The 25,101-nt window shown below is 37.1% G+C and carries 34 protein-coding genes, 1 tRNA gene and 1 pseudogene; 18 read left to right on the top strand and 18 right to left on the bottom strand.

Annotated elements, in window-relative coordinates:
• Positions 1–2: 2 nt before the first annotated feature.
• The 3 genes from BQ3481_RS10470 to BQ3481_RS10460 all read right to left on the bottom strand — a co-directional run bounded on the left by BQ3481_RS10470 (position 3) and on the right by BQ3481_RS10460 (position 1,619).
• Complete coding sequence (locus BQ3481_RS10470) at positions 3–617, bottom strand: MBL fold metallo-hydrolase (protein WP_157928207.1); 615 nt, start codon at positions 615–617, stop codon at positions 3–5.
• Positions 614–1,267, bottom strand: coding sequence for an NAD(P)H-hydrate epimerase (locus BQ3481_RS10465; RefSeq protein WP_157928206.1), 654 nt, complete (start codon positions 1,265–1,267; stop codon positions 614–616). Before BQ3481_RS10465 ends, BQ3481_RS10470 begins: the two co-directional genes overlap by 4 nt.
• Before the next feature lie 267 nt (positions 1,268–1,534).
• Positions 1,535–1,619, bottom strand: a tRNA-Leu gene (locus BQ3481_RS10460).
• A 53-nt stretch (positions 1,620–1,672) separates the two neighbouring features.
• Here BQ3481_RS10460 and BQ3481_RS10455 point away from each other — a divergent pair.
• The 11 genes from BQ3481_RS10455 to BQ3481_RS10405 all read left to right on the top strand — a co-directional run bounded on the left by BQ3481_RS10455 (position 1,673) and on the right by BQ3481_RS10405 (position 11,079).
• Positions 1,673–1,909: a DNA-directed RNA polymerase subunit N gene (locus tag BQ3481_RS10455; protein ID WP_157928205.1), complete on the top strand. Its 237-nt coding sequence runs from the start codon at positions 1,673–1,675 to the stop codon at positions 1,907–1,909.
• Between the two features lies 1 nt (position 1,910).
• Positions 1,911–3,149 (top strand): phosphopyruvate hydratase, encoded by a 1,239-nt coding sequence (eno, locus tag BQ3481_RS10450; RefSeq protein ID WP_157928204.1) that lies wholly within the window; start codon positions 1,911–1,913, stop codon positions 3,147–3,149.
• A gap of 9 nt (positions 3,150–3,158) precedes the next feature.
• Positions 3,159–3,830, top strand: coding sequence for a 30S ribosomal protein S2 (gene rpsB / locus BQ3481_RS10445; protein WP_157928203.1), 672 nt, complete (start codon positions 3,159–3,161; stop codon positions 3,828–3,830).
• Between the two features lie 4 nt (positions 3,831–3,834).
• The gene (amrB, locus tag BQ3481_RS10440; RefSeq protein ID WP_157928202.1) at positions 3,835–4,674 is read left to right on the top strand and encodes an AmmeMemoRadiSam system protein B; all 840 of its coding nucleotides are present in this window, start codon (positions 3,835–3,837) and stop codon (positions 4,672–4,674) included.
• Positions 4,671–5,624 (top strand): mevalonate kinase, encoded by a 954-nt coding sequence (gene mvk / locus BQ3481_RS10435; protein ID WP_157928201.1) that lies wholly within the window; start codon positions 4,671–4,673, stop codon positions 5,622–5,624. Before amrB ends, mvk begins: the two co-directional genes overlap by 4 nt.
• 147 nt (positions 5,625–5,771) lie before the next feature.
• Complete coding sequence (locus BQ3481_RS10430) at positions 5,772–6,512, top strand: isopentenyl phosphate kinase (protein ID WP_157928200.1); 741 nt, start codon at positions 5,772–5,774, stop codon at positions 6,510–6,512.
• Positions 6,513–6,514: 2 nt separating this feature from the next.
• Complete coding sequence (gene idi / locus BQ3481_RS10425) at positions 6,515–7,153, top strand: isopentenyl-diphosphate Delta-isomerase (protein WP_157928199.1); 639 nt, start codon at positions 6,515–6,517, stop codon at positions 7,151–7,153.
• Positions 7,150–8,133, top strand: coding sequence for a polyprenyl synthetase family protein (locus tag BQ3481_RS10420; protein WP_157928198.1), 984 nt, complete (start codon positions 7,150–7,152; stop codon positions 8,131–8,133). The genes idi and BQ3481_RS10420 overlap by 4 nt, the downstream gene beginning before the upstream one ends.
• Entirely contained in the window at positions 8,134–9,840 is a 1,707-nt protein-coding gene (locus BQ3481_RS10415; protein ID WP_157928197.1) for a glutamate--tRNA ligase, read from the top strand.
• Between the two features lie 5 nt (positions 9,841–9,845).
• Positions 9,846–10,706: a fumarylacetoacetate hydrolase family protein gene (locus BQ3481_RS10410; protein WP_157928196.1), complete on the top strand. Its 861-nt coding sequence runs from the start codon at positions 9,846–9,848 to the stop codon at positions 10,704–10,706.
• Positions 10,707–10,770: 64 nt separating this feature from the next.
• Positions 10,771–11,079: a Rieske (2Fe-2S) protein gene (locus tag BQ3481_RS10405; protein ID WP_157928195.1), complete on the top strand. Its 309-nt coding sequence runs from the start codon at positions 10,771–10,773 to the stop codon at positions 11,077–11,079.
• Between the two features lie 40 nt (positions 11,080–11,119).
• Here BQ3481_RS10405 and BQ3481_RS10400 read toward each other — a convergent pair whose 3' ends face one another.
• Positions 11,120–12,280 (bottom strand): RNA-guided endonuclease InsQ/TnpB family protein, encoded by a 1,161-nt coding sequence (locus BQ3481_RS10400; RefSeq protein WP_157928194.1) that lies wholly within the window; start codon positions 12,278–12,280, stop codon positions 11,120–11,122.
• 104 nt (positions 12,281–12,384) lie between these two features.
• On the opposite strand from BQ3481_RS10400, the gene BQ3481_RS10395 reads away from it, so the two are divergent.
• The 3 genes from BQ3481_RS10395 to BQ3481_RS10385 are packed head-to-tail and all read left to right on the top strand — an operon-like array spanning position 12,385 to position 13,856.
• Complete coding sequence (locus tag BQ3481_RS10395; protein ID WP_231911796.1) at positions 12,385–12,669, top strand: UPF0147 family protein; 285 nt, start codon at positions 12,385–12,387, stop codon at positions 12,667–12,669.
• A 25-nt stretch (positions 12,670–12,694) separates the two neighbouring features.
• Entirely contained in the window at positions 12,695–13,459 is a 765-nt protein-coding gene (locus BQ3481_RS10390) for a methyltransferase domain-containing protein (protein ID WP_157928193.1), read from the top strand.
• 49 nt (positions 13,460–13,508) lie between these two features.
• Positions 13,509–13,856 (top strand): hypothetical protein, encoded by a 348-nt coding sequence (locus tag BQ3481_RS10385; protein ID WP_157928192.1) that lies wholly within the window; start codon positions 13,509–13,511, stop codon positions 13,854–13,856.
• A gap of 207 nt (positions 13,857–14,063) precedes the next feature.
• Here the strand turns inward: BQ3481_RS10385 and BQ3481_RS10380 are convergent, their stop codons facing one another.
• From BQ3481_RS10380 to BQ3481_RS10355, 6 genes and pseudogenes are all read right to left on the bottom strand, one after another.
• Positions 14,064–14,894 carry a hypothetical protein gene (locus tag BQ3481_RS10380; RefSeq protein ID WP_157928191.1) on the bottom strand — a complete coding sequence of 277 codons (831 nt, stop codon included), beginning with the start codon at positions 14,892–14,894 and terminating at the stop codon, positions 14,064–14,066.
• 89 nt (positions 14,895–14,983) lie between these two features.
• Positions 14,984–15,133: a hypothetical protein gene (locus tag BQ3481_RS10375; RefSeq protein WP_157928190.1), complete on the bottom strand. Its 150-nt coding sequence runs from the start codon at positions 15,131–15,133 to the stop codon at positions 14,984–14,986.
• A gap of 227 nt (positions 15,134–15,360) precedes the next feature.
• A pseudogene (locus tag BQ3481_RS10370) lies at positions 15,361–15,618 on the bottom strand (LamG-like jellyroll fold domain-containing protein); the annotation flags it as partial.
• A gap of 85 nt (positions 15,619–15,703) precedes the next feature.
• On the bottom strand, positions 15,704–15,991 hold the full coding sequence (locus tag BQ3481_RS10365; RefSeq protein WP_173848104.1) for a winged helix-turn-helix domain-containing protein: 288 nt from the start codon (positions 15,989–15,991) through the stop codon (positions 15,704–15,706).
• Between the two features lie 77 nt (positions 15,992–16,068).
• Complete coding sequence (locus BQ3481_RS10360; RefSeq protein WP_157928189.1) at positions 16,069–16,395, bottom strand: hypothetical protein; 327 nt, start codon at positions 16,393–16,395, stop codon at positions 16,069–16,071.
• Positions 16,392–16,940: a winged helix-turn-helix transcriptional regulator gene (locus tag BQ3481_RS10355; protein ID WP_157928188.1), complete on the bottom strand. Its 549-nt coding sequence runs from the start codon at positions 16,938–16,940 to the stop codon at positions 16,392–16,394. Before BQ3481_RS10355 ends, BQ3481_RS10360 begins: the two co-directional genes overlap by 4 nt.
• 191 nt (positions 16,941–17,131) lie before the next feature.
• On the opposite strand from BQ3481_RS10355, the gene BQ3481_RS10350 reads away from it, so the two are divergent.
• The 4 genes from BQ3481_RS10350 (at position 17,132) to BQ3481_RS10335 (ending at position 19,426) form a co-directional block, all read left to right on the top strand.
• Entirely contained in the window at positions 17,132–17,344 is a 213-nt protein-coding gene (locus tag BQ3481_RS10350; RefSeq protein WP_157928187.1) for a hypothetical protein, read from the top strand.
• A 192-nt stretch (positions 17,345–17,536) separates the two neighbouring features.
• Positions 17,537–18,337, top strand: coding sequence for a COG4705 family protein (locus BQ3481_RS10345; RefSeq protein ID WP_157928186.1), 801 nt, complete (start codon positions 17,537–17,539; stop codon positions 18,335–18,337).
• Positions 18,334–18,765: a universal stress protein gene (locus BQ3481_RS10340; RefSeq protein ID WP_157928185.1), complete on the top strand. Its 432-nt coding sequence runs from the start codon at positions 18,334–18,336 to the stop codon at positions 18,763–18,765. The genes BQ3481_RS10345 and BQ3481_RS10340 overlap by 4 nt, the downstream gene beginning before the upstream one ends.
• A 505-nt stretch (positions 18,766–19,270) precedes the next feature.
• Positions 19,271–19,426, top strand: a complete 156-nt coding sequence (locus BQ3481_RS10335; protein ID WP_157928184.1) for a hypothetical protein — start codon at positions 19,271–19,273, stop codon at positions 19,424–19,426.
• A gap of 241 nt (positions 19,427–19,667) precedes the next feature.
• Here the strand turns inward: BQ3481_RS10335 and BQ3481_RS10330 are convergent, their stop codons facing one another.
• The 8 genes from BQ3481_RS10330 to BQ3481_RS10295 all read right to left on the bottom strand — a co-directional run bounded on the left by BQ3481_RS10330 (position 19,668) and on the right by BQ3481_RS10295 (position 24,913).
• Positions 19,668–19,934, bottom strand: a complete 267-nt coding sequence (locus BQ3481_RS10330; protein ID WP_157928183.1) for a hypothetical protein — start codon at positions 19,932–19,934, stop codon at positions 19,668–19,670.
• Between the two features lie 269 nt (positions 19,935–20,203).
• Positions 20,204–21,355 (bottom strand): S1C family serine protease, encoded by a 1,152-nt coding sequence (locus tag BQ3481_RS10325; protein WP_231911794.1) that lies wholly within the window; start codon positions 21,353–21,355, stop codon positions 20,204–20,206.
• Positions 21,356–21,384: 29 nt separating this feature from the next.
• Entirely contained in the window at positions 21,385–21,966 is a 582-nt protein-coding gene (locus BQ3481_RS10320; protein ID WP_157928182.1) for a COG1361 family protein, read from the bottom strand.
• Positions 21,963–22,724 carry an ABC transporter permease gene (locus BQ3481_RS10315; RefSeq protein WP_157928181.1) on the bottom strand — a complete coding sequence of 254 codons (762 nt, stop codon included), beginning with the start codon at positions 22,722–22,724 and terminating at the stop codon, positions 21,963–21,965. Before BQ3481_RS10315 ends, BQ3481_RS10320 begins: the two co-directional genes overlap by 4 nt.
• Positions 22,717–23,697 (bottom strand): ABC transporter ATP-binding protein, encoded by a 981-nt coding sequence (locus BQ3481_RS10310; RefSeq protein WP_157928180.1) that lies wholly within the window; start codon positions 23,695–23,697, stop codon positions 22,717–22,719. The genes BQ3481_RS10315 and BQ3481_RS10310 overlap by 8 nt, the downstream gene beginning before the upstream one ends.
• A complete protein-coding gene (locus BQ3481_RS10305) occupies positions 23,694–23,969 on the bottom strand; it encodes a hypothetical protein (RefSeq protein WP_157928179.1) in 276 nt (91 codons plus the stop codon). Before BQ3481_RS10305 ends, BQ3481_RS10310 begins: the two co-directional genes overlap by 4 nt.
• On the bottom strand, positions 23,954–24,577 hold the full coding sequence (locus BQ3481_RS10300) for a hypothetical protein (RefSeq protein WP_157928178.1): 624 nt from the start codon (positions 24,575–24,577) through the stop codon (positions 23,954–23,956). The genes BQ3481_RS10305 and BQ3481_RS10300 overlap by 16 nt, the downstream gene beginning before the upstream one ends.
• Before the next feature lie 21 nt (positions 24,578–24,598).
• On the bottom strand, positions 24,599–24,913 hold the full coding sequence (locus BQ3481_RS10295) for a winged helix-turn-helix domain-containing protein (protein WP_320410698.1): 315 nt from the start codon (positions 24,911–24,913) through the stop codon (positions 24,599–24,601).
• Positions 24,914–25,101 lie beyond the last annotated feature (188 nt).

Raw genomic sequence — 25,101 nt, 5'->3', positions numbered from 1 at the left:
GATTAATCACTACCCATAAAATTCACGAACTCTGATTCTGTTCTGGGTTGCAATACAAAATTTGTCTTTTTTTCTTTAGATATGGTTGAATTCGGAAAGCTTCCATAATTGTGTCCGGGATACAACACTAGATTATCATCAAGCCTATAGATAATATCAAACAGGCTATGATATAGTTCCTTTGCACTTCCTCCCGGTAAATCTGTCCTACCACAGTTTCCTACAAAAAGTGCATCGCCTGAAAAGATTTTTCCGTCACCAACTAGACATATGCTATCTTTTGAGTGCCCCGGAGTATGCAATACAGCAAGTTCGGACTTGCCAAACATTATTTTGTCACCATCAGATAAGCGTACGTCATTTTTCAAAGTAGAAGCTTCGTGTTGCAAGATTTTGGATTTGGTATATTTTACCATTGCATCATTTCCTATAGTATGATCAAAATGGTGATGTGTGTTAATGATATATTTGACTTTTAGATCATTTCTTTCTATTATTTCCATTACCAGTTCTAGATCCCATGAAGGATCAATGATAACAGATTCCTTTGTATCCTCATCCTCAAGAACATAAGTAAAGTTTTGCATATTTCCTACTTGAAGTTGATGCACTTTCATAACAACACACCAATCTCCGCTTCAGGTGGAATCCCTATTTTTTCAACTATTATTTTGCCACACATGTCTTGATTTTTTGGCATTCCAATCTTCATCTTGTGAAAGGTTATAGTAATATCCACTTTTACACATTTGTCATTTACTATTCCTGTATCAGGGTCAAGACCGGATGGTACATCAACCGCAAATTTGAAGGCATTTGATTGATTTATCAAATCTATTGCCGAGGAATACGGTTCTCTAATTTTTCCAGACATGCCTGTTCCCAATATTCCATCCACTATTACATCTGCACCATCTGTAATTGTATCAATAGCAGACGCAAGTATGAGATTCACAGAATTCATCTTCTCTAAAATTTTCCAATTAGATCGTGCTTCTTCTGTTTTTATTTTATCTGGATGTCCCAGAAGTATTATGGTAGGCGTACATCCAAATGCAGCCAAATGTCTGGCCACAACAAATGCATCACCACCATTATTTCCCAGTCCAGCAAAAACTATTATTTTTTTTGATGTTAGATCATGGTAACGTTCTGTAATGTGTCTTGCAGTAACAGCACCTGCATTTTCCATCATTAGTTTTCTAAAAAAACCCATTTGATGTCCATTCTCCTCAATTTGCATCATTTGTTTTACAGTAATTTCCATAACAATACAAGATTTTATGTCAAATAAGGGCTTTACCAAAATACATATTCATGCAAACATAGACCGAACCATCCAAGTCTGGAGATTCGTAGAAATTAATGAACAGTTATACAAGAATATTAGGAAACTCCCATAATACATTCTACAATAAAATCAACACCGTGCCATCAGGAATTACCTTAGTAAACAGAAAAAGAATTCAGCCATGTATCATCGATGATTTATAGAGGCGTGCAAACCTTGGACGTATTGTTATAAAATCATTAATGCGGGAGAAGGGATTTGAACCCTCGAAATCCTAAGATACTAGCCCCTCAAGCTAGCGCCTTTGACCAGGCTGGGCGACTCCCGCAATTGGTTTTACCCATGTATGGTTTTTATAAGCCTTGATTACTTTTTGTGACTGTGTTAATTCCTGTCAGATGTTTTACTTGTGGAAATTTGGTTGCTGACAAATTTAAGGAATATCAAAACCGCGTCAAGGGTGGAGAGGATCCTGGAAAAGTTTTAGATTCTTTTGGTTTTAAAAGATACTGTTGTAGAGCAATGATATTGACATCTGTTGAGACAATTCACCAAGTTATTCCATTTTACGAAGCCATTAGAAGAAGAGAGCAAGAAGTAAGATCTGAATTAGAATAGAATGCCCAAGATTACATCAATCAAAGGCAGGATACTTTACAACAGCAGAGGAAGTCAGACTATAGAAATCGATGTGACATCAGATAATGAACATGTAGGACGAGTCTGTGCTCCATCAGGTGCAAGTGTTGGGAAACATGAAGCACAGAGTTTTCCCCAGAATAAACCAGAAAAAAGTTTAGACATATTAAAAAAAAACATAAAGAAATTTTTAGGCCTTGATCCATCCAACCTGAAAATAATTCATGAGACCCTAAGAGAAATTGACTCATCTCCGAATTATTCAAAAATTGGAGGTTCGCTTGCATTTGCATTAACTATTGCGTCAATCGAATCGGCTTCAAAATCATTACAGATTCCAATGTTCAAGTTGCTGGCAAAAGATTCAACTTTTAGATATCCATTTCCTCTTGGAAATATTTTAGGGGGCGGAGCACATGCCGGGCCAGGTACACCAGATATTCAAGAAATTCTAGTTTGTGCCACAGGTTCCAAAACTATTTGTGATGCAATAGAAGTTAACTTGATGATACATAAAGAAGTAGGAAAAATTCTGGCAAAGAAGGATCCAAGTTTTACAAATGGAAGGGGGGACGAAGGCGGATGGGCTCCAAAATTAAAAAATGATGAAGCTCTTGAAATATCTGCAAAAGCTTGTGAACAACTAGGTTTTACATTAGGGAAAGAGGTTTCTTTAGGTGTGGATTTTGCTTCATCCACGCAATGGGATGAAAAGAAAAAAAAATATGTGTACAATAGAGCAGGTTTTGAAAACACTCCAGAAAAACAGATCGAGTTTGCATCAGAAATAATAAAAAAATACAAACTTGTTTATGCCGAAGATGCAGTTCATGAAGAAGCATTTGAAGATATGGCAATTTTGACTAGGAAATTTCCCCATGTCCTCATAACTGGGGATGATCTATTGGTAACAAATACAAAAATTCTCAAGAAAGCCGTAAAAATAAGAGCTTGTAGCGGAGCAATATTAAAAGTAAATCAGGCAGGAAGCCTTTATGACGCACTTGAATTTGCCAAAGAGGCAAACAATAACAATGTAAAACTCATCACATCCCATCGATCGGGTGAGTCAATAGACTCGCACATATCACACATTGGACTTGCTACAAAATCTAAGATGCTCAAAGTTGGCATATTGGGTGGAGAAAGGATAGCCAAACTCAACGAACTGATCAGACTCTCAGAGTATGATTTAATACGTGGAATGGCCGAGATTTAGAAACACAGAATGAGCAAACAAGAAGATTTTGAGCACATGGAAAAGTATGTGCTGTCCACAGGAATAAGGGTAGGCACACAAGTAAAAACAAAATTCATGACGCCATTTGTCACCAAGGCAACAAATGAAGGACTTTACATTATTGATAGCAAAAAAACATTATCCAGGATTCAAACAGCTGCCAAGTTCATCAACAGGGCAGATATTACAAAAATTTTAGTTTGTTCTGGCAGAGAATATGCTAGCACTCCTGTTGAGAAATTCTGTGAGGTTACTGGTGCAACCCCCATGCTTGGAAGATTCATGCCAGGGACTCTAACAAATCCATCATTACCTTACTACAGAGAACCAGAACTAGTTTTTGTATCAGATCCTCAAGTAGATGAACAGGCCGTTGTAGAAGCTACTAATGCAGGAATACCAGTAATAGGAATTTCCAATACAGACAATGTTACCTCCAAGATTGATTTGGTAATTCCCGCAAACAATAGGGGAAGAAAATCCCTAGCTGCGACCTATTGGCTTTTAGCAAGGGAGATATTAATACAGAAAGGCAAGTTAAAAAATTTAGAATCGATGAAATATCAAATAGACGATTTTGAGACTAAAATAACAGAAGAAGAATTAGAGGAGGAAACCGAAAGGATGCACCCTCCAAGAATTAGATCACAGAGGCAATAACACAATGCAGGTAAGAACACCAGCTGTTGCTGGCATGTTCTATCCAAAAACAAGTCAAGAATTAAAATCAAGCATAAAAAATTGTTTTCTACACAAATATGGCCCGGGAATACTACCCCCCTCAACACATGATAAAAAAATTATTGGTGCAATATGCCCGCATGCGGGATATGAATATTCTGGTCCCATAGCTGCAAATTCATACTATGCAATATCATCACATAGACCTGAACTTGTAATAATCATAGGACCAAATCACTGGGCAATAGGAAGAGACGTTGCAACAATGAAGGAAGGAATATGGAGAACGCCTATTGGCGACATTGAGGTAGACACAGATTCTGCAATTAAGATTGGCAAGATTTCAAAATTGATAGAGTTTGATTTTTTTTCTCATACAAGAGATCATTGTTTGGAGGTACAGATCCCGATGCTTCAGGAAATATTTTCGCATAAATTTAAGATTTTACCCATAATCTTAATTGATCAGAGTCGCCATGCCGCAATCAAAATTGGTGAGTCAGTAGCAATGATTTCAAAAATTAAAAATACCATAATAATTGGTTCTTCGGATTTTACTCATTACGAACCAAATGATTTTGCACATGATCAGGACAAATCTTTGATAGACACGATAGTGAATCTAGATGTAGACGCATTTTATGAGGTATTGCAAGAAAAAAAGATTAGCGCATGCGGTTATGGAGCGATCGCTTCCACCATGATAGCCTGTAAGAAACTTGGAGCAACCAAGGGGACCTTGATCAAATATGCCACTAGTGGAGACATATCAGGAAACAACAAGGATTCAGTGGTAGGATATGCATCGATAGTGTTTTCATGAAATCTGTTGCGTCTGCTCCTGGCAAGATCATTCTTTTTGGAGAACATTTTGTGGTACATGGCACAAAAGCAGTCTTATGCTCCATAGACAAGAGAATAACTGCAACTTCACAATTTGTAGATGAGAGAATAGTCAGGATAAGATCTTCCTTGGGAGAAGCAGAGATGGACATAGACTCATTGGATAATTTGGAAAATGTGCAACAAAAATTTATGAGACCTTTTTTTCATGTAGCAAAAAAAACATTAATGGAGAACTCTACAAAACAAGGAATAGAGATAACCATAGAATCAGAGATACCTGCAGGAGTTGGACTTGGTTCATCGTCTTCTGCTTGCGTAGCAGTTACAGCCTCTGTCAATGGGTTGTTTCGTAAATTATCAAGTGAGGAAGTAGTGAAAATAGCTATACAGGCAGAGCGTACAATATTTGAACAAAATTCAGGAGCCGATTCCTCAGTTTCTACATTTGGTGGACTTGTGTCATATGATCTAAAGAGTGGATTTCAACCAATTCCATCAAGAAATGACCTGAGTTTCATAATATCAAATTCTGCACAAGTTCACAATACCCAAGATGTCGTAAGACAAGTCAGGCAATTTAAAGAAAAAAATGAAGATCTTTTCAACAGGTTATGCAAAGAAGAGATGGACATAATCAACAATGCAATAATATCTTTGAGGGAAAATAACTTGAATAAACTAGGTTTGTTGATGTTAAAAAATCATGAGTTATTAAAACAGATTGGAGTTTCAACAGAGAAAATAGATCTCTTGATCAAAGAAGCAAAAAAGACAGCACATGGTGCAAAGATAACAGGGGCAGGTGGTGGTGGATGTATTATTGCTCTTGTTGACAATTCTAACATCAAAGATACGCTTGATAATTTAAGAAAAATTTCAGATTGTTTTATAGCAAAGATAGATTATGACGGACTCCAGTATGTATAAAATGCAGAAACTTTGCTCTAATTAAAAAATCAATAATTCACAGGCATCATTTAAAAATAAAAAAAGGGGTTATCACCATAATCAAAGAATTGTATCACTGTTTCAGTGAGATACTTTTTAAAACCGTTCATAGCATTGTTAAAAATCATGATCTTGATAAAACTCGGGGGTTCAATAATTACCAACAAGGAAAAACCGTTAACATCAAATAGAAATTCAATAAGAAGAATTGCCACAAGTCTCAAAAATGTAAATGAACCACTTGTCATAGTACATGGAGGAGGTTCATTTGGGCATTATTGGTCGGTAAAGTATGATATGCATACAAGGCCAGAAAGACATCAAGCCAAAGGAGTTTCGGTTGTTAAAAATTCAATGATAGAACTGAACAGTATTGTACTTGAATCATTTTTGCAATCTGGTCTAAAACCATATTGTTTGCCACCAAGTGATTTTATGATTGGTGATAGACCACTAGTCAATAAAGTCAGGGAAATTCCCAAGATTGCAAAGACGGGATTAATGCCAATTTCTTATGGAGATGTCATGTGGTATGGAAAAAACAAATTTTACATCCTATCAGGAGACAGAATCATGGGAATTCTCTCCAAACTGTTACATCCTCGTCTAGCGATTTTTGTTACAAATGTGGATGGGGTGTATTTAGATATGAAAAGCAAAAAACTTTTGAAAGAAATTACAACAGAGAAACCAGTTACATCAAAAGTGTCAATGGATGTAACAGGCGGCATGTCTCGTAAAATAAAAGAGGCATTTAACATATCAAAGCATGGAACAGATGTTTTCTTTGTAAATGGAAACATTCCAAAGAGGATAAGAAATGCAATAAATGGCAAGAGTTTTGAGGGAACAATATTCAGAGGATAATTATGGAGTATCTCATTCTTGTGAATAGCAACGATAATCAAATAGGAACTGAAGAAAAAGTAAAATGTCATTTACCGGACGGAAAACTACACAGAGCGTTTACCATATTTTTGTTCAATAGAGAAGGAAAACTTTTGCTCACACAGAGAAGTATGAGCAAGATGCTCTGGCCAGGAGATTGGGATGGGACCGTAGCTAGTCATCCAAGACAGTCAGAGGACTACATCTCATCTGCAGAAAGAAGACTGCCAGAAGAATTGGGCGTGACGTGCAAATTAGATTACTTGTATAAATTTGAATATCACGTACCTTACAAAGACATTGGATCAGAAAACGAAGTTTGTGGAACTTTAATTGGAATATTGGATGATCCTTCAAAAATAAAGATTGTAGAAGATGAAATTTCAGATATCAGATGGGTAACACCAGAACAGGCATTATCAGAGATTAAAAAAACACCACAAATTTTCTGTCCGTGGATGCTAGTTGCATTATATTTCATATCAGAGTCAAGTCACAACATAAGCAACGCACACAAAGACATTCTCAAGATGTGGAATAAAGACAAAATCAAGAGTCAACTAGAGGAATCGTTAAAGCATCATTTTCCAGATCACAGGTGGGAGCTAAAAAAAGAATGAATCTGGAGAAACTTGCAGAGACAGTATCAAAGATAGACTCGTTTCTCTCATCCAGACTTTCTGGAGAACCCAAGGATTTGTACCAAGCAGCAAGTTATTTGATTGATCATGGAGGAAAGAGATTAAGGCCATACATGGTAATAAAGAGCTGCCAGATTTTGGGTGGAACTATGAAGCAGTCAATACCTGCAGCGGCCGCAGTTGAAATGGTACACAATTTTACATTGGTACATGACGATATCATGGACAATGATGAAGTAAGGCATGGTGTACCTACAGTACATGTAAGATTTGGAATGCCCATTGGCATTCTTGCGGGAGATTTGTTGTTTTCAAGGGCATTTGAAACCATTTCAAAGCCTTACCTTCACAAGTCAGGAAATGTAGGTTTGAATCTTGTCGCCACATTGGCAAAGGCTTGTACTGATGTGTGCGAAGGACAAGCATTAGACATCAGCATGGCAAAATCAAGTAAGATACCAAGTGAAGATCAATATATAAAAATGATCGAGAAAAAAACATCGTCATTATTTGTGGCATCTTGTGCGATGGGAGCAATATCAGCAAACAAAGATTTTGCAGATGTGACAAGACTATCTACATTTGGAAGAAATCTGGGAATTGCTTTTCAGATAATTGATGATCTAATTGGGGTTACAGGGAATCCAAAGATTACAAAAAAACCTGTTGGTAACGACATCAGAGAAGGAAAGAAATCACTGCCAATTTTGATGGCAATCAAAAAAGCAAGCAGTCAAGAAAAAAAGATAATCCTTAACGCATTTGGCAATTCATCTGTCTCAAAAAGTGAAGTGGAGAGAGCCATTTCCACTATTTCTTCCCTTGGAATAGAGGATACGATAAAACAAAAGGCAATGTATCACTCCAATGCAGCCATGAAATCAATATTAATATACGATGGATCTGCAAAAAATGAATTACTTTCTTTGCTTGATTTTGTGGTAGAGAGGAGTCTTTAGTTGGATGACGAATTAAAAAGCGTAATTCGTGGAATTGCCCTTTTGAATGCGTCAGAACATGATGGAAAAACTAGAAATGATTCAATCATATCCAAAGTAATTGGAATCAAGCCAGAACTTCGTTCCAGAATCAAAGATGTCATTCCACTTATTTTACAGGCAGTAGATGATGTTAACAAATTATCAGTGGAATCACAAAAAGAAGAGCTTGCTAGAAAATATGCAGAACTCTTGATAGTAAAACCAAAACAAGAGAGAATCGGTCTTCCACCCCTTGAAGGAGCAGAACAAGGAAATGTAATCACGCGTTTCCCCCCAGAACCTAATGGCTATCCCCACATTGGTCATGCAAAGGCATCGATAATAGATGAAGAATATGCAAAGATGTATGGAGGAAAGCTCATTTTAAGATTTGATGATACAAATCCGGAAAAAGAACGTTTAGAATATTATGCTGCAATAAAAGTTGGCCTAGACTGGCTGGGTGTAAAATATGATCTTGTAAAAAATACCTCGGATGACATGGAGATAATCTACAAGAAAGCCAAGGAACTCATTGATTTAGGTGATGCATATGTATGCACGTGCAACAAGGATACAATTAGTAAGAATAGAAGAGAGATGTTACCTTGCAAGTGCAGAGCAGGAAATCTTGATCAAAACAATACTCGCTGGAATAAGATGTTTGACAAATTCAAACCTGGCGAAGCCATAGTGAGATTTCGAGGAGACATGAGTTCAGAGAATACGGTCATGCGAGATCCAACCTTGCTTAGAATAATAGATGAACCGCATCCAATCCACAGAGACAAATACAGAGTTTGGCCAAACTATGACTTTGCAGTTGCCATTGAAGACAGCATTGATGGAATCACTCATGCGTTTAGAACCAAAGAATATGAATTACGTACTGAACTCTATTATGCGCTTTTGGATAAACTAAACATGCGTAAACCAAAGATGTTAGAGTTTTCAAGATTGGAGTTTGAAGGAATGCCGGTCTCCAAGAGAGTACTAAAACCTCTAGTGGAAGAAGGAAAAGTATCAGGGTTTGACGATCCCAGGCTTCCGACCCTTGAAGGATTACGTAGAAGAGGCATAGTCCCAGAAGCTATTCGAAAATTTGTTCTTTCTCTTGGCTTTACCAAATCTGATACCATGCCACCATTTGAAACGCTAGAATCAATTAATCGAACAATAATTGATCCAAAAAGTGTAAGACTATTCATTGTTTTTAACCCAGTAAAATTAACAGTGACTAACAACAATCTTACTGAAATTGAAATTTCAAATCATCCACAAAACGACATGGGTAAAAGACGAGTTGAGATAGATGGAAGTTTCTACATACCTGATAATGACGCCAAGACATTGAAGACGGGTGACGAGATAAGATTGTTGGAGCTGTACAACATAAGAATAACAAAAATGAGTCCAGAGATAGAAGGAGAGATTACTGATACCAGTTACAAACCGAATATTCCTAAAATTCAATGGATTTCAAGAAAGAATCCAGTAAACATGGAGGTTTTGATGTCAGACGTATTATTCGTAAATGATCAGTTTAATGAAAACAGTTTACAAATCAAGCAAGCTATAACAGAACAGTACTACTTAGAGTTAAATGTGGGAGCAGAAATCCAGTTCGTAAGATTCGGATATTGCAGAAAAGATTCTGCAAATCAAGCGATATATACACACAAGTGAAGAAAATGAAAATTGCACGATTGCTTAGACAAAATATGGAAACATATGCTTTTGTTAACGGAGAAAAGGTTTTGACAAGAGAGAGCATGACATCTCAGACCGGAATTCCCATACCTCAGAGCATCAAAGATTTCTTGTTTGATGGGTGGTATGATGAAATAAAAAGCAATGTAAAAAATATGAGCTATAATGAAAATTTATCGGATTTCAAGTTTCTCCCGCCCATTCCAAATCCATCCAAGATAATTTGTTTAGCTTTTAATTACAAGGATCATGCAAAAGAGCAAAACTTGATCCCACCGGATGAGCCAGCAATAGTAATAAAGCCCAGAACAACTCTCAATGGAGCTACATCCGACATAGTCTGTCCATCATTTGTCTCAAAGCTTGATTACGAAATTGAACTTGCGGTAATAATTGGCAAAGATTGCAAGAACATATCAGAAAAAGAGGCAAAGGATGCAGTTTTTGGATATATGATCTTAAACGATGCTTCTGCACGAGACATACAAGCCAAGGATAAACAATTCACTAGAGCAAAAGGCTTTGACACTTTTGCACCCTGCGGTCCTTGGATAACGTCTGCGGATGAAATACCAGAACCGCAAAATCTCAAAATGACAACCAAGGTAAATGGGGATGTTAGACAAAACTCTTCGACGTCAAACATGCACCTAAAAGTATATTCTATTGTATCATTGCTAAGTAAAGCAATGACCTTAGAAAAAGGAGACATCATATCTACTGGAACACCAGCTGGAGTCATGCTAAACAAGCCAGATGCCATATTCTTGAAGGATGGGGACAAGATAGAGATGGAAATAGAAAATCTAGGCAAAATACAAAACACAGTAAGATTTGTTTAATTTAGAATTTTGACATTCTAGAATAGACATTAAAATTATTAAGAGTCAAGTTTTTCACCCAGTCATGGGAAAAATAATTGTTGGTAAGGTAAGCGACTTTGTTCCCGGCAAAATACAGAAAGTTACAATAGACGGTAAAGATGTTATTGTTGCCAACATAGATGGAGAATACCATGCAGTCAACGATACATGTACACATGCAGGAGCAAGTCTTTCTGAAGGAAGTTTGGAGGGATCAATAATAACATGTGGTTGGCATGGAGCAAAATTCGATTGTAAAACAGGTAAGCTTTCTGCCTTTCCTGTCAAAATAAAAGACTTGAATTCGTATAAAGTAATAGTAGAATCAGAAAATATCTTTGTTGAAGTATAGTGGGTTCTGCTAACTTATCGAGACCCTATGTTCTCGATAATCAACTTGCTTCCATCAACTTGCAGGATATTACTGGCCGAAAGTTTTCCAGATTCCCGTTCACTGCTTCTTCTGAAAGCCCTCTAGGATGGCAAAACCTACTCCACCCCTTGTAAGCAATGTTCATGGATGCAATTACATCCCTGTCCATCGTTCTCTTACAATTAATGCACAATAATTTACGAAGTTGTAACCTGTCCTCTTGGAGTCTCTTTCCGCATATTGGACAGAGTTGGCTTGTGCGTTTAGGATCTACGAATCCAACAGGAATCCCTTCCCATTCTGCTTTGTATGTAATCTGCCTTTGCAGTTCGTAGAACGACCATGAATTTAATTTTCTGCGATACTTTTTCCCCTGACCATTTCCCTTTCTGTATAGTTTACGGATTCCTTTTAGATCTTCTAGTATGAGGATTGATTTTGTGTTTACTGCTCTTTGAACAATGTCTTTTGATATTTTGTGCAGGTATTGTTGTATCCGTCTTGACCTTCTATTGCCTAATCTCTGCTGGAAATGTCTCTTTACTCTTACATCAAACCTTTTGAAGGATGATATGACATGTGATGTATTTTCCTTTATTGAAAGTAGTTTGTTGGTCTTGTACATTACTGTTCCACTTTGAGTTGATATTGTAATATTTCTGAGATTCCTGTCTATCCCTATCACTGATTCTGGTTTGATTTCTTCCACATCTTTTTCAACTGAGATGCATAGTGACTCTGGTGTAATAGTGAAAGATTTTGGCTTTATACCATCTTCTGCAAGTTTTGATATTGTATGATCATTTAGTTTGACCAAGATCACCTGTCTGTTTCCTGTTGGTATGGACAAGAGCATGTAGTTTATCTTGAATCCATAGCATGACACAAGATATGGTTTTGTTATGAATGGCGATTTTGTCTTTATACCGCGCTTGATTGACATCTTCATCTGTGCAAGCCTCCTGTTGCCTGTGATATTGCAGTAAGTTTGTAATATGACGGTATGTTGTATTCCTTTAACTGGTTGTATGAAAGCATCGAGAGAGTTTTTTAATGTTGAGGCATTGTTTTCAAGACCGATTCTGATGCAATGGTTTACCATGTCCTTGAATGTTTCCATCATGGAGTGGATTTCAGTATTGGGATTGAATGACTGTTTTATTGTCTTTCTTACTTTCACTATCTTACTTTCATTTTTGAATTATTATCATTTGTGGCAGGTCTCGATAAGTTAGCAGAACCGTATAGTGCAAACTTTATAAAATAAGCTCAATTAGCATAAGCTTGAATGGTACAATGGTCGAGAAAAAGGATCCAAATATTGACACTTTAAACATGGCCATCAATACGCTAGCTGAAATTGCATCAAATCCTTCCACTCCAAGAAACATCAAGAAAGATTTGACTGACCTTGTTGTAAACTTGAAAAAACAAGATTATCCCGTTTCTGTGAGGGCTGCAAACGCCATAAGCCTTCTTGATGACATATCCCAAGACCCCAACATGCCATCATATGTAAGAGTTACACTATGGCAAGCAGTTTCTGCCCTTGAGAGAATAAGAGAATAAATTTAGTACATGCTGTAATTATTCAATGAAAATCGAAGAGTACCTATCATCTCTCCCAAGATCCATAATGAATGGAGATGATGTTGAATTATCAGATGATACACTAAGAGAGATATTCAGATTTGCGGAAATGACGAAAGACGATATTTTTTATCATTTAGGATGTGGAAATAGCAACAGTATTGCAATTGCTTCACAAGAATTCAGAGTAGAGAGATCCATCGGTATAGACAACAACGAGGAAAAAATATCGCAAGGAAAAAAACTACTTGCAGAGAAGCATATCACAAATGGGTCACTTAGGTATCAGGATATCATAGATGCCGATATTAGTGATGCCAGTGTGATACTTTTTTGGTTTTCAGATGAAAAAACAATTGAAAAAATGATTTCAAAGTTTCAAAGTCTAAGACCCGGATGCAAAATAATAACCATATGGGGGCCTCTTACTGGATGCATGCCAAACAAAGTAGACTTTCCATACATCCTAAATGTAACACCATTCAAGAAGGCAGAATCACTGCGAGAGCAGATGCTTGTCATATTTGATACAGATTGTATTGATTTTTCTGTTGCGTGGGAATATGCTGACAGGTATTCCAAAGCTATTAGTTCAAGAAATTTTGAAAATGATAGATTTCTGACAATACTTCAGACCCTTGTAATATGGATAAATGCAAAAAATCTTGGAATTGCATGTGGTGAAGACATTCCAGAACCCGTAAAGAGCTATATAGGAATTCTCAAGACTTTTTTCAACATAGAAGTTGAACATTTGCTTGACCACTAGGACCAAGTTATCAGTCATGTTTTTATTTACAAATGTTACAAGTATATACATGCGAGAAAGGATCAACATCAACGTATCAGCTATAGATTACGAAAATACCAGCAAGGCAATCATATCAACACTTGGCAATGTAGAAAAGATGGTTCATGGAGAAAATGATTTTGTAGTAACTGATTCAGAATTTGCCTTTGGATGGCATTTTTACGTGGTTTGTGTCAACAAGTCTCTTGTAGAAAGACTGTCAGACCAAATGGGACCAGATTTTGAAAAGATCAAGGGAAAAGGTTTAGAACACAAGTTTTTGACGTGGTTGAGTGAAAAGGTTAGCCAAAAAAATCTGAAGGTCAAACTAGCCATCAAGGAAGAGATGGAGTCAAGCAAATTTGGAATATTTTGATGCTTTTTTAGATTTTTCCAAAACATACTTGTTACATTACAACATAGTAAAAACCCAAGTATGTTTTGTTCGTTTGATTCCCATAAAAGGGTAGACAGAAAACCATTGTACGACTAGTTAAAGCGATTCAAGTCATTTTTAATTTCGTACATAAACAATCATTTCTCCACATATTAATTCGCTCGTACATAATACTGTAAAACAATCTTATGTTGTTATTGTCCAAGTGACACTGACAGTATCTCCAGACTGCAAGGTTATTGGTGTTATAGTAGTTTCTGCAATGATCAGTGGTCCAGCTGCTACTGCCGAATTTGTACCGCTTGAAAGTGCAAGACCATTGATTGTTATAGCCTGCCCGGAATTGTTGGTCAAGACTGGGGTAGTTTCAGAAAATTGGCATGTGCCAGAAGATGGAGCTGAACCGTCATTTATTACAGAACATGTAGTCGCCCGCGTTGTCTGTACAAACCTATTAACACTATCAAAAGTTCCAGTACCTGTCAAATTTTTATTGTTTGCAATGGTACTAACGCTTACAATATATCCTCCAGATTGATACTGGGCAGGGGGCGAACCAAATATTACAATACACCTCTGGGTCGGAGATGTACCGTTTAGGTTTCCGGATATTGCGCCTCCTCCAGAGGGGGATGTACAATCAGCAGCAGTAGGTTCGTTAGTGTTAGCTGGTCCATGAATAAACTGCACCCAATATGTAGCCCCTGCAACATTTGGAACAGCTGGGCTTACACCTGTTATCTGTGATGTACACCTGTTTTGCGCTATACAATACCAAACAGCACCGTTAGTAGTTATAATATTATGTGTCTTTTGTTCTGTAACTAGGTTTCCGTTTTTATCATGAACTGTAACTGTGACTATATCCATTGGAACCGGTCCATCCGGTATATTTCCCATCGTAAGAGAATGCATGTTATTATCAGGAATTATTGATGTAAACCCAAATTCAACAATAGCAAATGTGATAATACACCCGACGACTATACCTAACGATAACCCTACCTTACTTTGCACATTTACATTCACGAGATCTTGTAAATAAATACTACGGAATTAAAAATGAATATACTGATTCCATTTTGGAATTATCTTATAAACATAGGCTAACCGTGTTTTTCCCCTATTGCAACATTATCATTTACCTGAATTTGATGATAATGTCCTTCCAACTGCTTTGGAGGCGTGGTTTCAGTTTCAGAAAAATAAACTCCAAATCCAATTGCCATTATAGCAATACCTATTGTAATAATCATGTATGATTTATTCAAACTTTCCAAAATAAATTTCAGTTCCTTTGATATTAAGATGTCGTAAACACTAGAAAGTTCTATTATCCTAAAATTAGTTCATCCCATAGCCAAGAGACTAGGATCACGACAGATATGGAGCAAAGGCAGGCTGGGTCTACATTCAAGCTTTACACGAGTCTGCCCGCTTGTGAACAACTGTCTATTGGATACATAGACGGTCTTGCTGTCCACTAGAAGCAATATTGTGTCATATACTGGATTTCCGTGGACTGTAAGATTCCATTTACATAGATACTGATTACACTTACATTGTATGTTGCTGCAAGATGAGTCCAATTTTGTATTGGAATTGTAGAGTTTACTGCATCCCATTTAATTTCGTCAAAAACTGAGAATTGCGCAATCATTCTGGGCTGTATGTTATTGTTTATTGAGAGAATGAATTGATTTTCTTTGCTGATTACAGTAAATACTGGTGAACCATGTGTATAATCTGGATTTACCTATGATGCAGTTCTATAAGTAGAAAGCATATGTAGTGAAGTGTTCATTTTAGGGAATCAAGTCACTTGCTTAATATCTTATTTTTACCGCCTGTGCAATTGCTATGAACTTTTGCATTTCTTGAAAAAATTTCATTCCTTTCTCGGTAATAATAAAAATACGATTTCTTTCATTGTTTACAGATTCTAGCAATCCAAAACCTACCAGTTTTTGGCATTTCTCAATTGCCGAATAGTGTGACAAATTTGCTTTTCTAGATATGGATGATATTATTGCACCGTGTCTATCACAATCTAATGTTACACGTAAAATGTCGGAGATTATTCCCATTTCTGTTCTGTAGGGTTGTTTTGACATGATGTTATACTGTGAAATCAGTATATTACAATACAGGGACAATTGTCTAAGTGTATATTATTTTTTATCACAATTTCCTAATTCTTTTTCACTATAGCTACAAAGAACAATGCCAGTATTACAAATCCTGTTGATGACAATATGATAATAATAGTTGTTGCTTCCATAGTAGGAAGAATAATTTCCAATCTTGACAATATTGCTCGAAATGCATAAAGTCCAAAGGCTGCACTGACAAAAAGCAGTCTTTTCATCTTGGTTCTCTTATATGCAAATAGCGACACTACAAGCAAAAATGCTGCGAATATTCCTGTTGCAAAGTCCAACGATTCTGGAAGATCTGGTGCCTCTCCTCCCACTTCGGCCATTCTACTGATTGCAAATAAAATATTTTCAAACATCATGTACCCTTCCCATCATTCTTGGAAGCCATCTGCAAGAAGAGATCCGCAAACCTGCTCAACATCTTGTCCCATACATTGGGATGATACGTCTTAAGGGCAGCAGATATACTTTGCATGTCCACTATGGCATATCTTACTGTTCTACCATCTTTTAGAGAACTAACCAATCCAGCCTCCTCAAGTCGTGACATGTGCCAGCTTATTGTGGGTGCTGAAAACCCTTTGAAATTGATTATGTCACTCTGAGAAGACTTTGGGTGATCCATCAAATATGTGAGAATGTCCATGGCTGTTTCTTGTCTCAGAAAGGCAAGTATGTTATGTTCTGCCTCTAATACTTCAACTGCATAATAATGTCTATAGATGTTAATTCTCCTTGATTTTATTTTTCCAGACTTTTCCAAAATATCCAAGTGATGCTGAGTTGCACCCATACCCATCTCTAATTGCCTTGCGATCATTCTAAGATGTGCCCCTGGATTTTTTTTAATGTAATCATATATCCGTAATCTATTTTCAGAATCGTCATCTTTTTCATTTCGCAACAGTCTTCTCCTTCTACCACTAGAATGTCTAGGCATAATAAAGGAATGATTATTACAGGTACATTCAGCTAAGTGTTGATGCGATAAGGTATAATTTCAGGTTAACATTTTTCATCAAAGTTAGCCAGATGTTCCTCAATCATAATATACAAAAATGTGATCATCAAATCCAAGAGGTGAAACAACACAACATGACAAACAAGAAAACACTCTTGGCAATTCCTTTGATGGCAATTGCAGTAATAGCCATTGGATTTGGAATGACCAGTAATGTATTTGCTCAATCAACCACACCAGCAGCAGTTGACCAGCCAGATACTCCAAACGTAGTAGATGCTGCAGACAATAACGTAGACAACCATAGCGATGGAGAGCAAAACGACCAGACCGAATTGAAAAAGTAGAGAAACTCCTCCCTCTATTTTTATTTCCAATTTTTTTAATTCTATGAAATATGGTATATCCAAGATATTCATAATTTAGTCAAGTGTACCTATACTGTAATATACCAATAAAATGAAAAAATCTCAGGTTGGAAGAGAGATCACTTGGACTGACCATTATGATTAACATCAGATTCATAGGTAGTGAAAAAAATGAAAGATAAAGATCATCAGTCAGGGGTCCAAGTAATGCTAAACAAGGTACCCGAAATCACGTTGTTCTTTTGGATAATCAAGATTTTATGCACTACAGTTGGTGAAACAGGTGCAGATTTTTTAAATATGGGGTTGAATTTTGGACTTGATAATGTAACGGCAATCATGGGGGCATTGCTTGCTGTAGTACTGATCTTCCAGTTCAGATTCAAAAAATATATTCCCGGAATCTACTGGCTAGCAGTTGTTCTAATAAGCATAGTAGGAACTCTCATCACAGATAATTTGACTGACAAACTTGGAATACCTTTGATGTATACTACAATAACCTTCACCATCTTGCTTTCAATAGTCTTTGCTGTTTGGTACAAGAAGGAAAAAACATTGTCAATACATACAATCGTCACTACTCGAAGAGAGTCGTTTTATTGGCTAGCCATTCTGTTTACATTTGCACTTGGAACCGCTGCAGGAGACCTATTAGCAGAGTCCATACACCTTGGTTATCTGCTTTCTGCAGTCATTTTTGGTACACTAATTGCAGCTGTTGCAATAAGTCATTTTGTTTTCAAGGTAAATGCTATTTTGGCATTTTGGATAGCATACATTCTAACTCGTCCTCTTGGAGCTTCGATAGGCGACTATCTCTCACAAGATGTGAGTAACGGCGGCTTGGGACTAGGAACCGTAATAACAAGCGTGATTTTCCTTGCCACCATACTGGCTACAGTCATATATCTGGCGATAACAAAAAAAGACGTCATTAGAAAGAGCAATTTCGGAGACCAAGTGTCATGATAAAAAATATTCTAGTACCTGTTGATGGATCAAAATATTCGGTCAAAGCATTTAATTTTGCACTTGATATAGCAAAAAAGTATGGCGCCAAAATCAGTGTTCTGGCTTGCTTGGAAAAAGAAAATATTAGCGCATGGTGTATTAATAAAAACGCACACATACAGATAATCAAAGACGCAGAGAAATTTGCAATGGATTTTATCTCAGAACTAGAAAAGACGGCAAAAGATGTAAATGTTCCACTTTCTGTTCATGTTATTGAAACAAAATCCATCTCCAAGCAAATTATCAACTTTGCCACCTCAAAAAAGATTGATCTGATTGTAATGGGTTCACACGGACGGACAGGATTTAACCAATTTGTGTTAGGCAGCGTGAGTAATGCTGTATGCCACTCGGCCAAATGTCCGGTTTTAATAATAAAATGAATAAGAAAAATATGTGGCAGAAAAAGTAGACATTTGTTATGGAGGATGGTGCTAGTCCTACCAAGCTGCACTATGAATTAAAATATAACCATGTGTATATGTGTGATTGGTGTAAATCCCAGTTGCCTCATGAAGAATTTCCACTCTGCATGCAGAGTAAAAATCCTACTTTCCTGTTTTATATTATAATTTTTCATTTTTATGCGATTTAATGTATGCAACATTGCATACATATGCAAAAATGCATAACCAATAATCACTGCAACTTGAATTGGCACCAGTCAACAGAACCACAAGCAAATTCTTCATATTCACTTTAAACTTTACAGGGTGTAACATTTACAGGGTTTCTGATATTTGAGCACATTCTGCAAACATCTGCCGATGTATGAATTATACAATTGGCTACAACAGATCCCAGGTGTACGAATGAATCATGCTTGAAAATTAATCAAGTAAACAAATGTAAACACTTTTTTTTGTTGACAATTGTTTACTTTCAAAGGTGTCAAATCCATTCATGCCTGGAAATGGGATAGAACCTCGCTATCTGGCAGGAAGGGAAGAATTTATTGAATTTTTTGAGAGATCTTTAAAGTCCTATGAAGGAGGCCTCCCAAGAAATACTGTTTTATCAGGATTGAGAGGTTCTGTCGTGTAAAGTATCTCGTGTTCGCCCCTGAATTCCAGCCCTATTACGGTATGAGGTATCAAGAGGGGTTGAAAGAGCTAACTCCAGCAATATCTGATATCAGAATGAAAAGTATGGTGATTTTTTAATCAACGTTTGTCTGATTGAATTTTCGCATTTAATGATTCAGGTGCACTTGAGTAATTATTTGTACAAGCAACAGATCTGCCACAATGACATTAGAAAAAAGTGATAACCAATAGTAGGAACTCTACTTTTGGGATTTTATCTGGTCTGGTTGTTCTGTATTGACGATACTATTTGGCACATCATTTACGTTTGTATGCGAATAGTTTGACTCGTCACTAAGATCTGCCGAGTTATCTGTTCGTACTTGTGAATTTGTGTTTGGAGACTTTGTTGTAGACTCTGCGAAGGCATTTTCTGTAGCTAACATTAAGACTCCTGCTGCTACCACGATTGCAAGTAGATGCAATACAAACATTACTTTTATTTTCTTGTTTATTTTGGTTTTCACCTCGAAAGCAAATTGCTATCATGTGTATATTATAATTGAGGTACAGTTGACTAAATCAGTTATGATATGTATCGAATATCTAATGAGAGTGAATGTTTGATGAATATCAAATCTAAAATATGGAGCAGTGATTCTACAAAATCTTACTCTTATCTTAAAATAAATTCCGATCAGAGAATAATTGCATTGTAAAAACTAGAACATATTGAAAGAGATTTGTTTCAGTCTTTCATATGACAATCAGAATTGAAAATAAATTGAATCAAAAATTATGAATTCCGATTTGGTCTGCCCAGTAGGACTGTATTCAAGTCAATTGTCTTGCCGTCTCTGTTAACAGTCAGTACTATTTTATCTCCAACTGACTTGTGTTCATCCATGTACGATATTATGTCATAAATTGTCTTCACTGGATGTCCGTCAACTGCAATAATAATGTCTGACTTGTTGGTAACGTTGTTGTTTTGATCAACGTTGGCTCCCACAAGTCCAGCCTTTTGTGCTGGGCTGTCTTTGACAATTTGTTCAACTACGACCCCGTGATAGTTTCGCGGCAGGCCGTGAAGCTTTGCAAATTCTGGATTTACACTCGTTCCAGTAATTCCAAGCCATGGGTGCTTGTATGAACCATCCTTTATCAGATAGGGAACTATACGCGATATGTCGTTTGATGGGATTGCAAACCCAATGCCGGAAAATGCCCCTGAAATTGTCCTAATAGCAGTGTTCATTCCTATGACCTCACCTCTCATGTCTAGTAACGGTCCTCCAGAGTTTCCCGGATTTATTGCAGCGTCTGTCTGGATCACATCAGGTATTGAGAATCCACCAGCACTTTGTTCATTGAGAAGCCTGCCCATCTGACTTATGATACCATGAGTCATTGTATCGCTTAGTCCATATGGATTCCCTATTGCTGCTACTCCTTGTCCAACCTCAAGCTGTGACGAGTTTGCAAGAACCAGTGGCGCAAGATTTTCGCCTGTAAAGTTGTCAATGATATGTATTACTGCAATGTCATTGTATGGATCCGTCCCTATGACTTTGGCTGTGTATGTGTTGCCCTCAACAAAGGTTACGTTGACTGTCTTGGAACCGTCAACCACATGGTTATTTGTAATGATATCTCCATTGGTGTCATAAATAAAACCAGAACCAAGCCGCGTGGATTGGCCCTGAAGTGGATAGCCATTCACGATTATGCTGGAATCAACAGTTGACACGGTACTTGTGATTTGCACAACAGACTTTTCGGTATTTTTGAATATTGTAGTAAGGTTTTCTTGTGTAACTGGAACAGAAATAGTTGTAGAAAAATTAGTTGAGTATACGTTATTTGTTGATATTTGGGTTACAACTACAATAGCCAGTACTGCAATCATGGAGATTTCAATGACTTGTCTTGGTTTCGTGGCAAACACCTAACTTGAAAAAATACAGGCGAATAATCTCATCTGTAAACTCCCATCTTTCTTCCTCTGCCATAATTGATTGCTCCAAGTATTGTCATTAGCAAAGCGGGAACTCCAAAAACCACTGGAAGGACATTGCCTGGATTTAGACTGTGCTTTGGAGATACTTCAAGGAATGTTTTTACACTAGATGTTGGTGGCGTAGAACCATCATTTGAGCTAAAAAGTATGACAACGGTATAAGAGCCATCCTTGACAAGCCTTACGTGCCATTCCATTGGAATTGATTGACCAGGGGCTAGGGAATCTATTGCAATGCCCTTGTGTGCACTCCAGTCTTCTAAATCTATAGGAATTTTGCCCTTGACATCAATAATTGAGATATATGCAATTCCTCCAACAGGACTTGAACCAAGATTTGTTATTGTTCCGTTAACTGTGATGATCTGTCCTGCAATTGCATGAATATTACTAGAAGATGTAATCTCCATTTTTATTGGGTTAGAGCCAGTAGGCAATTCTCCAAATACAGATTGATCTGGGGAGTGGATGGGCATTAAAATGGAGAATAGCAAAAGAGAAAGTAAACTTGTAACAGTTATTTTGATTGATAATCTCATTGTGTACCTTGCACCTCTAATCTTTTTGTGTATATCATAAACAACGATATGCAGATTATCAAAAAGATGATCACAGGCCATATGTGATTGAATTGTTCAGCTAGTGTCTGCTGATTATCTACTAGAACACTATCAAGAGAATTGATAGCATGTGATACTGGATTGATTTGATCTAGCATAATACCAAAACTAGTCTTTCTGAAGAGACTTGAAAAGAACATGGTAGGGGCTAGTAATATTAGAATGATCATTAAAGCCGTCATTATGCTGCCCTTAGAAGATTTCAACTTGGCAGAGATTGCAATCGAAAGTGACGAAATTGCTGCAACCAAGATGGTTCCAAATAGACCCACATAGAGAACTGCTGCAAGTGTAAGATTTGTACCAAGAGAAACTACCACAAGATACGGGATAGAAATGATATAAAATATAGTCCAGATGGAAAGTATAGAGAATAATTTTTGCAAGGCTATTTGTCTGTGTGTAATTGGTGTGAGAAGTATGCTTTCCATTGTACCAGCTTCCATTTCTCCAGATATGGTAGAAGATGCACTTGCAGCAGACATTACTATTCCCAAGGCAACTATGACCTCACCTAAGATGTAGATCATCTCTCCCTGCTGTAGTAGACTCAGTTCCTTGTCAGTCATAAGCAGATATGCAACTAGGCTGAAGATCAGTGATGCTGCAACAAGCCATGCGGCACCACGCCAAGAGTAAAAGTTTCCGTAAACCTCATGTCTAAAAAACTCAAGCATGTTGCTTTAGCACTCCTTTCTCTAACGAGTTCGTGGTATCCGCTGTTAATTTTATGAATATTTCTTCAAGATTCATCTCCCTTCTGATGATCTCATGTATTTCAAGTCCGTTTTTTTCAAAACTATCAACAAGCTCGTTTACAGAATCAAAGGTCTCATGGATAGTCACGTGTACTAATTTGCCATCTGCTTTTACTTCAGCTTGAAATGGCATGTGCGATAAAGCCTCTAGTGCATCACTAGAATTCAATATAGTAATCAGCAATCCCTTAGAGCCTTCCACACGTTTTCTTAGCTCATCTATTGTACCTTGGGCAACCAGTCTTCCACGGTTTAGTATTGCTACGTTTTTGCAAAGAGCTGAAACCTCATTTAGTGCATGAGATGACAGAAATATTGTGATTCCTTTATCATGGTTAAGATCAAATAATATTTTTTGTATGTCCTTCTGTCCTTTTGGATCAAGTCCAAGCGTAGGCTCGTCCAAGAATATGATTTGTGGATCATTTATCAGAGTCCTTGCAAGCCCCAACCTCTGCCTCATTCCTCTTGAATAATATCCAATAGGCACATGCGATTTTGATGCAAGTCCTACTTTTTCTAAAAGCTCTTTTGTTCGCTTCTTTGCAATTTGTGCTTCAATTTTGTATAATGCTGCAAAATAGTTTAGATATTCTTCTGCACCCATCCAGTTATAAAAGCCGGAACTCTCAGGAAAAAGCCCAATTATCTTCCGTATCTCTACACTGTCCTTGATAATATCAAATCCTGCAATTTCTGCTTTTCCGGAATTTGGCAAAATTAGTCCACATAACATCCTAATTGTTGTAGTCTTACCAGATCCGTTAGGACCTAGAAATCCAAAGATGTCACCTGCTTCAACATCCATAGTTAGAGAGTCAACTGCTTTGAATGTCCCGTAAACCTTTGAGAGGTTCGATGTTAAAATACTTGGATTATGGAGTTCCATCATCTTTTCCCTTCATCCTCAGTATCATCATTATGATCAGTATCATCAATCAATGGGTTCCTCTTTTTCCAGAGCAAGCTTACTATGATGCCTGCTATTCCAGCAATTATTAGTGTCAGGCTAACCCATGTGTTTGTTGCCATCTCTGTATCTGGAACGTCATACAAAAACATGAGGTATAGCCCACCAAAGAGTAGTATGACTGATAGAATTGCAGCCAAATATTTTATTTGCATGTGAATTTGTTTCAAATCATACCTCACTTTCTCAGCCACTGGAAGCTGTCTATTATTGAATTTGTCAAAGGATTATTCTGCTTGAACTCATTTCTTGGCCACGAGGATGTTATCACCATCGTGTGATCTTGGCCTTCAACGAAGGTCTTTGTTGACTCCATCTCAGATGTAGAGTTCTTCCACGTATAGGTGATGTCCAATGCATTGTTGCCTGTAACTGTGAGATGACCGAAATTGATGCGGCTGTACCCTTGCAAAGATGACGTAAGTGATGGTTCTATCTGTGTTATAACATATTGTTGTAGATTAGAGTTATCCGGTACATCCATGAGTTCGGCTGAAACAGTTCCTTGCTGCAGTCTTGCAATTAGCTTGCCTTGTTTATCCCCATGTACAACCTTGAAGTTGGTCGGAAACTGTATAGTATAGTAATTTTCTGGCATGTCTTTATTATCAAATATGTTCATTGCAACCGAGTTTGCAGAGTTTTGTTTTACGCTGGAATTGTTGTTAACATAAATTGTACTTGCAGCCGGCTCTACTTTTGTTCCTGCCTTGGGCAAGGAAGAGGACCAGAAGGTATAAAATGTAAATGCCACCAGAGCAGCAACTCCAATTAATGCCAAGAGAAATTGTGATTTACTCATATTCAATTGCAGTCATCTCCTTTAGTACCTCAGGTTCATTGTCTGCACTATAGCTAGAAACCGCTGGAGTTCAAAAAAGAATTGTATGCCTTTCTCGTTTATCCTAAAGATGTGGTTTTTCTTGTTTTTCATAGATATTACCATGCCTGCATCCCCTAGCCTCTGACACTCATCAAGTACTGCATAGTGTGAGAGATTTGCCCTTCGCGATATAGCAGATATTAGTGCTCCGTCTGATCCATAATCTATGAGAACCTCCAAAATGTCAGCAATTATGGCCATCTTGCTTCTGTATTTGCTAACTTGAAAGGGTCTCCTTTGCTGTGTTATAGTCAACATTTGAATTGTTTGAAAATAATTTTTATCGTATATTATAATTGAGGTACAATCAGCTAACAGTTAACAGGTATTGTACAGTAGAGTACTGGAAATAATGATCAATGAGAAATTATGAAAAGGTAAAGATTTTGTTAACACAAACTGCCCCATTTTTTCTACACATACAATCCACTGATTCATTTTAC

It is taken from the genome of Candidatus Nitrosotalea okcheonensis (assembly GCF_900177045.1).
Classification (GTDB): domain Archaea; phylum Thermoproteota; class Nitrososphaeria; order Nitrososphaerales; family Nitrosopumilaceae; genus Nitrosotalea; species Nitrosotalea okcheonensis.
This window is presented reverse-complemented; position numbering and strand designations above follow the sequence as displayed.

Bases quoted from the DNA above. Each gene is read 5' to 3' on its own strand.
- BQ3481_RS10385 (WP_157928192.1), top strand. From the start codon at position 13,509: ATGCGAGAAAGGATCAACATCAACGTATCAGCTATAGATTACGAAAAT.
- BQ3481_RS10310 (WP_157928180.1), bottom strand. From the start codon at position 23,697: ATGATGGAACTCCATAATCCAAGTATTTTAACATCGAACCTCTCAAAG.
- BQ3481_RS10420 (WP_157928198.1), top strand. From the start codon at position 7,150: ATGAATCTGGAGAAACTTGCAGAGACAGTATCAAAGATAGACTCGTTT.
- BQ3481_RS10315 (WP_157928181.1), bottom strand. From the start codon at position 22,724: ATGCTTGAGTTTTTTAGACATGAGGTTTACGGAAACTTTTACTCTTGG.
- BQ3481_RS10410 (WP_157928196.1), top strand. From the start codon at position 9,846: ATGAAAATTGCACGATTGCTTAGACAAAATATGGAAACATATGCTTTT.
- BQ3481_RS10365 (WP_173848104.1), bottom strand. From the start codon at position 15,991: ATGTCAAAACAACCCTACAGAACAGAAATGGGAATAATCTCCGACATT.
- mvk (WP_157928201.1), top strand. From the start codon at position 4,671: ATGAAATCTGTTGCGTCTGCTCCTGGCAAGATCATTCTTTTTGGAGAA.
- amrB (WP_157928202.1), top strand. From the start codon at position 3,835: ATGCAGGTAAGAACACCAGCTGTTGCTGGCATGTTCTATCCAAAAACA.
- BQ3481_RS10405 (WP_157928195.1), top strand. From the start codon at position 10,771: ATGGGAAAAATAATTGTTGGTAAGGTAAGCGACTTTGTTCCCGGCAAA.
- BQ3481_RS10465 (WP_157928206.1), bottom strand. From the start codon at position 1,267: ATGGAAATTACTGTAAAACAAATGATGCAAATTGAGGAGAATGGACAT.
- BQ3481_RS10345 (WP_157928186.1), top strand. From the start codon at position 17,537: ATGAAAGATAAAGATCATCAGTCAGGGGTCCAAGTAATGCTAAACAAG.
- rpsB (WP_157928203.1), top strand. From the start codon at position 3,159: ATGAGCAAACAAGAAGATTTTGAGCACATGGAAAAGTATGTGCTGTCC.
- BQ3481_RS10320 (WP_157928182.1), bottom strand. From the start codon at position 21,966: ATGAGATTATCAATCAAAATAACTGTTACAAGTTTACTTTCTCTTTTG.
- eno (WP_157928204.1), top strand. From the start codon at position 1,911: ATGCCCAAGATTACATCAATCAAAGGCAGGATACTTTACAACAGCAGA.
- BQ3481_RS10375 (WP_157928190.1), bottom strand. From the start codon at position 15,133: ATGATTATTACAATAGGTATTGCTATAATGGCAATTGGATTTGGAGTT.
- BQ3481_RS10360 (WP_157928189.1), bottom strand. From the start codon at position 16,395: ATGATGTTTGAAAATATTTTATTTGCAATCAGTAGAATGGCCGAAGTG.
- BQ3481_RS10470 (WP_157928207.1), bottom strand. From the start codon at position 617: ATGAAAGTGCATCAACTTCAAGTAGGAAATATGCAAAACTTTACTTAT.
- BQ3481_RS10340 (WP_157928185.1), top strand. From the start codon at position 18,334: ATGATAAAAAATATTCTAGTACCTGTTGATGGATCAAAATATTCGGTC.
- idi (WP_157928199.1), top strand. From the start codon at position 6,515: ATGGAGTATCTCATTCTTGTGAATAGCAACGATAATCAAATAGGAACT.
- BQ3481_RS10300 (WP_157928178.1), bottom strand. From the start codon at position 24,577: ATGAGTAAATCACAATTTCTCTTGGCATTAATTGGAGTTGCTGCTCTG.
- BQ3481_RS10390 (WP_157928193.1), top strand. From the start codon at position 12,695: ATGAAAATCGAAGAGTACCTATCATCTCTCCCAAGATCCATAATGAAT.
- BQ3481_RS10430 (WP_157928200.1), top strand. From the start codon at position 5,772: ATGATCTTGATAAAACTCGGGGGTTCAATAATTACCAACAAGGAAAAA.
- BQ3481_RS10350 (WP_157928187.1), top strand. From the start codon at position 17,132: ATGACAAACAAGAAAACACTCTTGGCAATTCCTTTGATGGCAATTGCA.